Source organism: Caproiciproducens faecalis, assembly GCF_019448085.1.
GTDB classification, from domain to species: domain Bacteria; phylum Bacillota; class Clostridia; order Oscillospirales; family Acutalibacteraceae; genus Caproiciproducens; species Caproiciproducens faecalis.
Genome location: NZ_JAGFNZ010000001.1, coordinates 710,631 through 723,152 on the forward strand (window position 1 = coordinate 710,631; position 12,522 = coordinate 723,152).

Genomic DNA, 12,522 nt, shown 5'->3' on the forward strand with positions numbered 1-12,522 from the left:
CACACTATGGCCGAAAAAAATAAGGAACGGCTGAAAGAAATCACCGACAGCATTGAGCAGGGCATCAAAGACTTGTTCCAGAGCGACCGATACGCACAGTACCTCCGCACCATGTCCCGGTTTCACCGCTACTCCGTCAACAATACCATGCTCATCTACATGCAGAAACCCGACGCAACTTTGGTTGCGGGCTTTAATAAATGGCGCGATCAGTTCAGCCGAAACGTGATGCGTGGCGAAAAAGGCATTAAAATCATCGCGCCCACACCGTTCAAAAAGAGAATCGAGGAAGAAAAGCTCGACCCCGACACTAAGGTTCCCATGCTGGACGCGGACGGCAACATCATCATGGAAGAAAAGGAAATCAAAATCCCCATGTACAAAGTAGTGGCGGTCTTTGATGTGTCGCAGACAGAGGGAAAGCCGCTGCCGACGTTGGCCAACGACCTCACGGGGAATGTGAAACAGTTTGGATTTTTCATAGAAGCGCTGAGGCGTTCGTCCCCCGTTCCGCTTGCTTTTGAAGCGATGGAGCCGAATGCGGACGGCTATTTCAGCGAAAAAGACCAGCGCATCGCCATTCGGACGGGTATGAGCGAGGTACAGGCCGTCTCCGCCGCCGTCCACGAAATCACTCACGCCACGCTGCACAACTATGAACAGGCCCGGCTTGCCGCTGCCAAGAGTGATGAAACCGCCGAACCGCCCAAACCGAAGGACCGGCACACCGAAGAAGTGGAGGCCGAGAGCGTTTCCTACGCCGTCTGTCAGTATTACGGCATCCAGACCGGTGAAAACAGTTTCGGTTATATCGCCTCTTGGAGCCGCGACAAGGAATTGCCGGAGCTGCGGGCTTCTCTGGAAACGATCAATAAAACCGCCTCCGGCCTGATTTCCGATATCGACCAAAATTTTCGCGAGGTCTTAAAAGAGTATGATCCCGTTCTGGAACAGTTTGCCGGGGACGTATATCAGTATACGGCCTCCGTGATGGAGCCGCCGTTTCCTTTGAATTCCATCGAGGAAGAAGTCCCGGCCACCGTGGAAGATTTGAAAAGCGGTTACGGAAAAGATACCCGTGCGGCTATTCTCAATGCCGCCAAGATCGAGGACGCGACGTCTCCGGGCGAGTTGCTGCGGCGGCTGGATGAAATCGAAAAGATTTACCCGCCGAGGGAAACCGAGGCGGTGTATCTGCTGGACAACGCCGCCTATCTTTATTTGAAGGAAAATGAGGACGGATACGGCTATACCCTTTACGATAAAGCGAGCCTGCAGGAAACGGCAAGCGGGTTTGCCGACGAGGGCGTCAGTTCCATCCCGACCGCTTACGAACAGGCGCTTGCCCTTGAACACCTGACCCCAGCGGCCTCGAAAAAGGTTCCGCTTGACATTCTTCGTGATATTGCCGCCGTGCGTGAACAGGACGTTCAGGATTACATCCGTGAAAATAATTTGAGTGACCATGAGCAAATTGAGCCGGAAGTGCAGACAGCGCCCGACCAGCCGAAAGCGGCGGATATGCTGCCGGACACGCCGGAGCTGGCGCTCGACGAATATCCCATGCCGGATTCGGACCTGACCGTGGCCGATCTGGAAGCCTGCGGGTATCTGTACGGAGACCTGCTGCCGCTATCCAAAGACCGGGCGCTGGAGCTTTTTGAACAGGACCTCACCGTTTACATGACCGGGGACGGCGGCGCAAGCATGGCGTTCGATCCGGATGAGATTCAGGCGCACAGAGGCCTGTTCGCCGTTAGCCGCGAGGAATGGGAGGAAAGCTGGGAGTTTTCATCCGCTATAGAGGACCGGATGAAGCATCAGGAACAGCGGGAAGCCGCTTTCCTGAAAACTTCTCAGGACGCTTTCGCCATTTATCAGGTCAAGAGCGGCGACAAACTGCGGGACATCCGCTTTGAGCCGCTGAGCTGGCTGGAATCCAAGGGCATTTCCGTGGATCACGGCAATTATGATCTTGCCTATACCGCCCCGCTTACCAATACCGGCAATACGGAGGAAAAACTAGCCATCTTGTGGGACAGATTCAACAACGATCATCCCGCCGATTATCACAGACCGAGCCTGTCCGTCAGCGACATCGTTGCCCTCAAACAGAATGGCGTTGTATCCTGTCATTACGTTGACAGCTTCGGCTTTCAAGAGATTCCGGCCTTTCTGGAACCGGAAAATTACCTGAAAAGCGCGGAAATGTCGATGGAAGACGATTACGACATGATCGACGGCATCATCGACAACGGAAAAAATCCCACCGTCGCGGAACTGGAGCAGCAGGCCAAAAACGGTCAGCCGATTTCTCTTCTTGAGCTTGCCGAGGCATCTCGGCGGGAAAACGACGAAAAGAAAAAATCCGTCGTGGAACAGCTCAGAAACCAGCCGGTCAGCCGGGAGCACAAAAAATCAGCGCCAGACAGAGGCGCAGAAATGGAGCGGTGATATGTTTACCAATGATGAAATCAATCTGATGTGCATTTACAATACTGGGACGCGGGAGGGCCTGATCACAGAGTTGACACAGATGCGAGGCTATCTTGCAGCGGAGGAAACGGAGCTTCTGGCCCTAACGGATTCCGCGCTGGAAAAACTCCGGAATATGAGCAATACCGAATACGCCGAGTTTGACCTGCTCCCGAATTTTGAAAGAGAAAATGAAAAGTAGATACAATTTTATGGTGACATTGTTTTGAATAGACATTATACTGATAGATAAACAGGAATTTGGCGACAACATTGTGTGCAGGCTGTGTAGACCATCTAGATCATCAATGCGGGCAAGGAGGAACCACCATATGGAACTTTCGTTTAATGGCGGAAGGTTTGTATCACTCGATGGGGATTTGAACTATAGAGAGGTTCTTAAAGATTTTCCGACTGCGAAAGTCATCAGAATTATTACGTATAACATCTCTAAGAATCAACGATACGATGCGCTTCTGGACTCACTGAAAAACGTAGAAGCAGATGTTCAAATGATAACAAATGTGCCTTCACGCATGACTGAATATTATAATACAGACGCTGGTCGTAGAATGCGCTCCACTGCAAGACAGAATATCCAGATTTATATTTCAAAATTGAATCCAGATAATTTTCCAGGCAAGTTTACTCCGTTATTCAATGTCCAAAATCACGCGAAACTGATTGGTACGGAAAATATTCTTTATATCGGTTCAGCAAATTACTCTAATGAAAGCAAAGATAATATTGAGGCAGGAGTTCTGATTGAAGACAAAGATTTCATTCAGGAATTATATACTGAGTTCTTCGATAGGGTACGGAAAGATTCCTTATCTTATTTTGATGAGAATTTCAGTTCCTTCCAGCTTTTTATTTTGTCCCTTTATGCAAAATTCCAGCATCACCATCGTAAGATGCTAGAAGATTTGTATACAGACTATATGAGAACCAAAATGGTTGTGGCGGACTCGGTATTTATGGATGTAAGCGACCTTGAAGCACTTTATAGAGATCTCGATGAGCTTGATTCTGTATGTGGAGCTGCAGATGACACTTACGATGAAGAGGACGAAGAATATAATGATGATCTTGAACAACTCAAAGAGCGTTTTGACAGACTTGACATTGAATGGCTAAAGGAAACAATTTCCGAAGGCGGTACACTGTATCGACTCGTTGCTTTCAATACAGAAGATGAAGCTAATGATATCATGGAAAGAGAATATGCATCAGAGGCCTACGACGAAAAATTAGGCACATACGTTGAAAAAGCTATGGATAATGCGGCCGAAATATACTCCTCTTTGCATGATGCTTTTTCTGAGGAATCGGAGGGCTTTCTTTCAGAAATTGAGAAAATCTTATCTGCCTTAGAAGCTGCTATACGTTTCACAAATAGATGGAAAGCAGCAAAAGTAAATCCGGAGATTGACAACACCTGATTTGTTGTCATAACAATTCAATTTGATCGTGTCACCAAAACGGAAAGAACAGCCTTCGGGGCTGTTCTTTTTTTACCCAAAAGACCGAAAGGATGATTTTTTATTATGCCGAGTAATGTGCAGGCTCTGGCACAGATGGCCGACCGCGCGGCGACGCAGATCACCGCCAGTCACGAAAGCTGGACGGATTTTCTGAAAACCGCCGCGCGGCTCTACAAATACCCGTACCATGAGCAGCTCATGATCTATGCCCAGCGCCCCGACGCTACGGCCTGCGCCGGTTATGAAATCTGGAACGAAAAAATGCGCCGGTATATCCGGCGCGGAAGAAAAGGGATTGCGCTCATCGACGCATCCGGTGACAAGCCGAGAATCCGGTACGTCTTTGATATTTCCGACACAGGAGACAGTGAGAATTCCCGCCGTCCTTATCTTTGGCAATATCGCCCGGAACATGAGGACGCGGTTACGGCAGCGCTGGAACGGGAGTATGCCGTTTCCGGCGAAAAAGGTCTTGCCTACCAGTTGGAGCAGATTGCCGGACAGTTGGCAAACGAATATCGGCAGGAGCATCAGTACGACATTCTTCACATCGTTGACGGTAGCTTTCTGGAGGAATATGATGAGTTCAACATCGGAGCACAGTTCCGAAGCGCCGCCTCTGTCAGCATCACCTACGCGGTTTTGTCCCGCTGCGGGCTGGAACCCGACGAATACTTTGAGCATGAGGATTTTCTGAGCATCTTCGACTTCAACACGCCCGATACCGTCGCCGCCCTCGGCACGGCAGTCAGCGAAGCAAGCGAAAAGGTACTGCGGCAAATCGAAGTCACCGTTAAAAATTACGAACGCGAACATCTCGCGGAAAGGAGCGCCACACATGGAGAACAACCTGACCTACACCAAGAACGGGGATTACCTGATTCCGGACCTGACGATCACGGAGCCGACGGAGAGCATCGGGAAATACGGGAGGATGCGCAAAAATTACCTGAAGGAGCACCGTCCGGTGCTGTACAACAGCCTGTTGTTGTCGGAGAAGCTGTACCCGCACCTGTTGGAGATCGAGCGGACGGCAACGGCGCGGCTGGAGTGCATGATGCCGGAGCTGATGAAGTCGGCAGGCGTGACGGAGAGCCTGAAAGCCTCCGACCCGATGCGCTGGGTGGGCTTCATGAACGACCTGAAAGCGCAGGCCGAGGAAACGATACTGACGGAGCTTATCTACAGCTAAGTTTCTTCCCGTCGGAGCAGGAACAAATACAGCGGATCGACGAAGCGGAGAGCGAAAAGCCCTCCGCTTTTTCTGTACCCGCACCGCAGAAGTCGGAAAAAAGCGGTACGGCCCAAGCCGACATTGACGCCGCTCTTCAGGAATGGAACGGCAGTACCGAAAGTAAACGGGCCGTTGTCGAATATATGCGGGAACATGCCCGCGACAAGGACACGGCGGCATTTCTGCGCGCCGAGTACGGCGACGATCTCCCGGCCTTCCCCGTAACCGTAGGCCGCACATCGACGGATTTGCCGTGGCCGAAGGTGCAGCGGCGAATCGCCCAGCTCATCCGGGAAAATCGTTTTTACACACCGGAAGAACAGCCCGCGCCGCCCGATTTGAGCGATCAGCCGATCACCCGTACCGGCGACACCATCGAAAACGGCATCACTTTCCATAATGTGGTCTTGTCACTTTCCGGCGAGCAGAGGGAGGATGTCCAGCAGGCAATTCCCGAGAACGCCACAATCCCTCTGCCCTACAAGGTGGGCGACACGGTATATCTGGACAATAAGCCCTTTGAAATCACCGACATCGGAACTTCCGACGTCCAGCTCCACGACCCGGCGCTTGCCTATCCCATTTTTCGCGCAGAGAGCCGGGAGAACTTTGAAAATATGCTGCGCCGGGATTCCCGGAATGGCCCCATTACGGAATTTCTCGCTGCGGATTTGGAACACACGGAGGCCGATCTGCGCGAAGCCCTGACTTCCGGCCTGCTGGAACAGCGGGACAAGGAGCATATCGCGGGGTATTTCCGCGAAAACGAGGGCAACACCCGCGTGGCCCAGCGCCTTTCCCTAACTTACGCCGGGACTTCCGATACGATGGAGCTGACCACCGGCGAGACGGCGGATCTCTTTGCCACCACCACGGGTTTTGAAATCAATATCCACGACAAGTACAACAGCAAACGGAGTGCCCGTTGGGAAGAAATCGCCCCTATCCTCCGCGCCCTGTATCAGCGGGAGCAGGACGGCTTTTCCCATGAGCCGGTCCTGCGGGAGCCTGCAAATCTGGATGGCAAACCGTTTTATCAACCGGGCGGTCACGCGGTACTGGATTATGGAGGGCAGGAACTGTCCGGCACCGTGGGCTATGCCGGGGAAAAGGACGTTCGCATCGACACCGGTCCCTATTCGTGGAGCCATGAAGTGGTCAGCCGCGACGCCTTTGAAAACGGCATCCGGCAGGACGAACGCAACGCCGCTCTGTTTACGCCGGAGCAGCCCGCCGCCGAAAACTTCCGCATCACCGACGATCATTTGGGCGTGGGCGGCGCAAAAACCAAGTATGGGTACAATATCGCCGCCATCCGCAACCTGAAAACCATTGAGGCCGAGGGCCGCACGGCAACGCAGGAGGAACAGGAAACCCTCTCCCGCTATGTTGGCTGGGGCGGCATCCCGCAGGCGTTCGACCCGGACAACGCTGCATGGTCAAAGGAGTATACCGAGCTGGTCGGCGCGCTGACCGCCGAAGAATACGAAATGGCGCGGGCCTCCACCCTGAACGCCCACTACACAAGCCCGACAGTTATCAAGGCCATCTATGAGGCCGTGAAAAATCTCGGATTTCAAACAGGCAACATTCTGGAACCGGCCTGCGGCGTCGGCAACTTTTTTGGTCTGCTGCCGGATAGCATGGCGGCATCCCGGCTCTACGGCGTGGAACTGGACAACATCACAGGGCGGATTGCCAAGCAGCTTTACCCAAATGCCAACATCACTGTGGCGGGCTTTGAAACTACCGAGCGGAAAGATTTTTTCGATTTGGCGGTTGGCAACGTGCCGTTCGGCAGTTACAAGGTTTCCGACCGGGCCTATGACAAGCTTGGCTTTCCCATCCACGATTATTTCTTTGCCAAAACGCTCGATCAGGTGCGTCCGGGCGGCGTAATCGCGTTCGTGACCAGCCGGTACACGATGGATAAACAGTCTCCGGAAGTGCGGCGGTACATCGCCCAGCGCGCGGACTTGCTGGGCGCGATTCGTCTGCCAAGCAACGCTTTCAAGGCCAACGCCGGAACAGAAGTCACCACCGACATTCTTTTCCTCCAGAAACGCGATCGCCCCATCGTCATTGAGCCGGATTGGGTGCATCTCGGCCAAACCGAAGATGGAATACCCGTCAACAGCTACTTTGCCGATCATCCCGAAATGGTGCTGGGAACCATCAAATGGGACGATAAGATGCACGGCGATAAAAAGGAAACGACGTGCGAACCATTCCCTGACGCCGATCTTTCCGAACAGCTCCACGAAGTCGTTTCCCATATTCAGGGACAGGTCACGGAACTGGATACTCCCGATCTCGGTGAAAATGAGGAAATCGACGATTCCATCCCGGCAGACCCCGACGTGAAAAACTATTCTTACACGGTCGTGGACGGCGAGGTGTACTACCGGGAAAATTCCCGCATGGTGCGGCCGGAGCTGAACGAGACGGCCAAAGCCCGCGTCATGGGCATGGTGGAGCTGCGGGACTGTGTGCAGAAACTTATTAACCAGCAACTCGACGAATCTGCTTCCGACGCGGAAATCCATAAGACGCAGGCCGAACTCAACACTTTATATGGCGCTTTTTCTGCGAAATACGGTCTCATCAACTCGCGCGGCAACAGCCTCGCGTTTTCGGAGGATTCCTCCTACTATCTGCTCTGTTCTCTGGAAGTGATTGACGAGGACGGCAAGCTGGAGCGCAAGGCCGACATGTTCACCAAGCGCACCATCCGGCAGCGGAAAATCGTCACTTCCGTGGACACGGCGTCGGAAGCTCTCTCGCTCTCCATCGCGGAAAAGGCGCGGGTGGATATGGATTACATGGCATCCCTCACCGGCAAAACGCCGGAGACGCTGGCCGACGAACTGCGGGGCGTTATCTTCCGCGATTTTGGCGAACAGGACCCGGCGAGCGTTCCAAAAGCCTTTTACAAGCTGGACAATATTCCATTCGTCACCGCCGATGAATACCTTTCCGGCAACGTGCGCCGCAAGCTTCGGCTGGCCAAGGCCCTCGCGGAAATGCGGCCCGACCTCGCGGAGAAAATATCGCCCAATATCGAGGCGCTGGAAGCCGCCCAGCCGAAGGACCTTGACGCCTCGGAAGTCGAGGTGCGCCTCGGCGCTACATGGATCGACAAGGAGTACATTCAGCAGTTCATGGAGGAACTACTCAACCCACCGTCCGGTGTGCGCGACGGCATCCGGATAAACTATTCTTCCTTTACAGCAGAGTGGGCCATCTCTAACAAAAACAGCGTCGGGTACAACGACATAGCGGCTTACGTCACCTACGGCACCGACCGGGCCAACGCCTACCGGATTCTGGAGGACAGCCTAAATCTCCGGGATACGCGGATTTACGATACCGTGACCGACCCGGACGGCAAGGTGCGCCGCGTCCTCAATTCCAAGGAAACCACCCTCGCCCAGCAGAAGCAGCAGGCCGTCAAGGACGCTTTCCATGACTGGATTTGGCGTGATCCGGAACGACGCCGGACGCTGACGAAAAAATATAACGAGCTGTTCAATTCCAGCCGCCCGCGTGAATACGATGGGCGACATCTTGTATTCCCCGGCATGAATCCCGAAATCAAGCTGCGGGATCATCAGCTCAACGCCGTGGCGCACCAGCTTTACGGCGGGAACACCCTGCTGGCGCACGTCGTGGGCGCGGGCAAAACCTACGAAATGATCGCCGCCGCAATGGAGGGCAAGCGGCTGGGGCTGTGTCAAAAATCCCTGTTTGCCGTGCCGAACCACCTGACGGAACAGTGGGCCTCCGAATTCCTGCGGCTGTACCCTTCGGCCAACATTCTTGTTACTACCAAAAAGGATTTTGAGAAACGCAACCGTAAGAAGTTCTGCGCCCGGATCGCCACCGGCGACTACGACGCGATCATCATGGGACACTCGCAGTTTGAAAAAATCCCCGTCTCTCTGGAACGGCAGAAACGGCTGATTCAGGAACAGATTTGGGAAATTGAAAACGGGCTGGAAGAACTCAAGGACAGCGGCGCGGAGCAGTTTACCATCAAGCAGTTGGAGCGCACCAAAAAGGGACTTGAGGCCCGGTTGAAGCGGCTCAACGACAACTCCCGCAAGGATGATGTCGTGACCTTTGAGCAACTCGGCGTGGACCGTCTGTTCGTGGATGAAGCGCACAACTACAAAAATCTGTTTCTCTACACAAAAATGCGCAACGTGGCGGGCCTCTCCACCACCGACGCGCAGAAGTCCAGCGACATGTTTCTGAAATGTCGGTATCTCGACGAAATCACGCACAGCCGAGGCGTCGTGTTCGCCACCGGGACGCCGGTCAGCAATTCAATGACGGAATTGTATACGATGATGCGCTACCTCCAATATGAAACCCTGAAAGAGCAGAATCTCGTCCATTTTGATTGCTGGGCCTCAACGTTCGGAGAAACCATGACGGCCATCGAGCTAGCTCCGGAGGGGACCGGATACCGGGCGCGGACGCGCTTTGCCCGGTTCTATAATCTGCCGGAACTGATGCTGCTGTTCAAGGAAGCAGCGGACATCAAAACCGCCGACCAGCTCAACCTTCCCACGCCGAAAGCCGTATACCACAACGAAGTCGCGCAGCCCTCGGAAATCCAGAAAGAAATGGTGAAAAAGCTCTCGGAGCGCGCCGCCGCCGTCCATTCCGGTTCCGTTGACCCGCATTTGGACAACATGCTCAAAATTACGTCGGACGGGCGCAAGCTCGGCCTCGACCAGCGTGTTATCAACCCCATGCTCCCCGACAATCCCGGCAGCAAGGTCAACATGTGCGTCAATAACGTCTTTCGCTTCTGGCACGACGGGCAGGACAAAAAGCTGACGCAGCTTGTTTTCTGCGATATTTCTACTCCCAAGGGCCGCGCCGCCGCCAAGGAAAACCGGGCGGTCCGGGCTGGTGGAAAGCTCGCGGGCGGCACGGAGCTTCACGCTTTGCAGGATGCCACGCCGGAGGCCGATGCGCCGGAAGCGTTCAGCGTCTACTCGGACATTCGCGACAAGCTCATCGCGCGTGGCGTTCCCTCCGAACAGATCGCGTTTATCCACGACGCCGATACCGAAATAAAGAAAAAGGAGCTGTTCGCAAAGGTCCGTGCCGGACAGGTGCGCGTCCTCATGGGCAGCACCGCCAAGATGGGGGCCGGGATGAACGTGCAGGACCTTTTGATTGCTTCTCACGATCTGGACTGCCCGTGGCGTCCCGGCGATCTGGAACAGCGGTCTGGACGCATCATCCGGCAGTACAACACCAATCCCGAGGGACACATTTTCCGTTACGTCACCGAAGGGACATTCGATTCGTACCTCTGGCAAACTGTGGAAAATAAGCAAAAATTTATCTCGCAGATCATGACAAGCAAAAGCCCCGTTCGCTCCTGTGAGGACATCGACGAGACGGCGCTCTCCTACGCGGAAATCAAGGCCCTGTGCGCCGGGGACGAGCGGATCAAAGAGAAGATGGACCTCGACATGGACGTGGCCAAGCTGAAACTGATGAAAGCCAACCACCAGAGCCAGCAGTTCCGGCTGGAGGACAATCTGCTCAAATATTTCCCGGAGGAAATTGAGCGGAATAAAGGCTTCATCAAAGGGCTGGAAACGGATATGGCGACGCTGGAAGCGCACCCGCACCCGAAGGACGGATTTGCTGAAATGGTGGTGCGGGGCGATTCCCTCACCGACAAGGACAACGCCGGTGCCGCCATTCTGGAAGCCTGCAAAGAAGTCAAGGGGCTGGAGCCGATAGCAATCGGCAGCTATCGGGGCTTTACCATGTCTCTGTCCGTGGAGGGTTTCGGACAGGATTTCATCCTCACCCTCAAAGGGCAGATGAGCCACCGCGTCACGCTGGGCAAGGACGCGCGCGGCAATCTGATCCGCATCGACAACGCCCTTTCCGATATGCCGAAGCGGTTGCAGAATGTTTACTCCCAGCTTGATAATCTTCATTCTCAGATAGCGGCGGCAAAAGCCGAGATCGGCAAGCCGTTTCCGCAGGAAGCGGAGCTTGCGCAAAAGAGTGCCCGCCTCGCGGAGCTGAACGCCCTGCTGGACATCGACAGCCGCGCCCCCGCCCAGCGGCAGGCATCGGAGGTTCTGGAGAAAAGCGAAAGGCCCTCCGTGCTGGAGAGCCTGAAAACGCCCTGCGTCTGCGGGACGGGAAAAAAACTGAAACATGAATTGGCCCGATAAGAAAAGACTCCGGCACGGAATCATTTTGTGTCGGAGCCGTCATTTCGGGCGGCTGCGGCTTTTGCCCTGCGTTTCTGCTTTTGTTCGGATTTCTTCCGGCGCTTTTCATCTATTTCATGCAGCCAAACGCTGACCGGCGCTTTCCACGGCTCGCTTTTATTGGGGATGTTTTTGACGAGGCTGCGCGGATTCAGGCCGAGCCTTTTCGCCAGTTCAATGTCCTCGTTATTCAGGCGGCATTTCTTTTTCGCGTCCTGCCACATCTGTTCACTGTATGCCATTTGCACACCCCCATTTCCTATCGCAAATTATATCATAAATCAGGACAAAAAATCAGGAGGTTAAAAATGAATACGATACCCGTCTACAAATATCCCGCCGCCTATGCGCGGGAACATGGCGAGATAGAACAATACCGCGTATCCCACAAGGCGAACGTGGCCTGCAAGGGTGCAATTGAAACGGCCATCCGGGACAATTACCGCAATAATTGTCTCGGCAGCGACACCGCAAAACAGGTCATTGCCGAGTTTGGATTTGACCGCACTCTCTATGTGCTTGCGAACACTGTCCGCGAGAAAGATTGGGATGGGCGCATTGACCGCAGAAATAAGGATTGGGCGCGGACAATTCCTGTCTTTGACGATGAGAACGGCTTTGGGGATAATCGAAACCGGGAATTTATCGTAGATAGAGCGCATCCCGGTCTGGTAGACCTTTTCATCAATCAGGCGCGGCGCGAATATCTGTTGACCCAGCCTCTGACCAAAGAGGACATTCAGTCGGAGGCCGCGAGGCTTCTCCGGCGTCTGCAATCCGAACGTGAGCCGAACAGTCCCAGCGGGACGCATTTCATGGCGCAGATTTCGCCGGATTTTTTGATCCGCGCTTCCACCAAAGATCAAGACCGGCTGTTCGCGCTGCTGCCGTTCAAGTCCCTGTCGTTCTCCGCGCTCAACGACCGGAAAGGGATTTTCGCCTTAATCCAGAAGGGTGAAAACCGCGACCAGCCGCTTCGCCAGCGCAAGCCGTCCGTGCGAAAAAAGCTGGAGAACATTAAGGCGGCAGATACGCCGTCCTCCGTTAAGCGGGACGCCCCGGAGCGTTGACG

At 54.2% G+C, this 12,522-nt stretch carries 7 protein-coding genes and 1 pseudogene; 6 read left to right on the forward strand and 2 right to left on the reverse strand.

Annotated features, from left to right (window positions below; translation table 11 throughout):
- The first annotated feature begins 6 nt into the window (after positions 1-6).
- From J5W02_RS03395 to J5W02_RS03405, 3 genes are all read left to right on the forward strand, one after another.
- Positions 7-2,454, forward strand: coding sequence for a YodL domain-containing protein (locus J5W02_RS03395; RefSeq protein WP_219964228.1), 2,448 nt, complete (start codon positions 7-9; stop codon positions 2,452-2,454).
- A 1-nt stretch (position 2,455) separates the two neighbouring features.
- Positions 2,456-2,677 (forward strand): transposon-transfer assisting family protein, encoded by a 222-nt coding sequence (locus tag J5W02_RS03400; protein ID WP_219964229.1) that lies wholly within the window; start codon positions 2,456-2,458, stop codon positions 2,675-2,677.
- A gap of 130 nt (positions 2,678-2,807) precedes the next feature.
- Positions 2,808-3,917: a phospholipase D-like domain-containing protein gene (locus tag J5W02_RS03405; protein WP_219964230.1), complete on the forward strand. Its 1,110-nt coding sequence runs from the start codon at positions 2,808-2,810 to the stop codon at positions 3,915-3,917.
- Between the two features lie 72 nt (positions 3,918-3,989).
- Here the strand turns inward: J5W02_RS03405 and J5W02_RS14645 are convergent, their stop codons facing one another.
- On the reverse strand, positions 3,990-4,775 hold the full coding sequence (locus J5W02_RS14645; protein ID WP_255575524.1) for a hypothetical protein: 786 nt from the start codon (positions 4,773-4,775) through the stop codon (positions 3,990-3,992).
- 22 nt (positions 4,776-4,797) lie between these two features.
- On the opposite strand from J5W02_RS14645, the gene J5W02_RS14650 reads away from it, so the two are divergent.
- Both J5W02_RS14650 and J5W02_RS14865 read left to right on the forward strand, forming a co-directional pair.
- The gene (locus J5W02_RS14650) at positions 4,798-5,151 is read left to right on the forward strand and encodes a TnpV protein (protein ID WP_255575525.1); all 354 of its coding nucleotides are present in this window, start codon (positions 4,798-4,800) and stop codon (positions 5,149-5,151) included.
- Between the two features lie 119 nt (positions 5,152-5,270).
- Positions 5,271-11,411 (forward strand): annotated as a pseudogene (locus J5W02_RS14865) (DEAD/DEAH box helicase family protein); the annotation flags it as partial.
- Positions 11,412-11,431: 20 nt separating this feature from the next.
- Here J5W02_RS14865 and J5W02_RS03415 read toward each other — a convergent pair.
- Positions 11,432-11,692, reverse strand: coding sequence for a hypothetical protein (locus J5W02_RS03415; protein WP_066647768.1), 261 nt, complete (start codon positions 11,690-11,692; stop codon positions 11,432-11,434).
- A gap of 66 nt (positions 11,693-11,758) precedes the next feature.
- Here J5W02_RS03415 and J5W02_RS03420 point away from each other — a divergent pair, with 66 nt between their 5' ends.
- Complete coding sequence (locus J5W02_RS03420) at positions 11,759-12,520, forward strand: DUF3849 domain-containing protein (protein WP_219964232.1); 762 nt, start codon at positions 11,759-11,761, stop codon at positions 12,518-12,520.
- Positions 12,521-12,522: the final 2 nt, after the last annotated feature.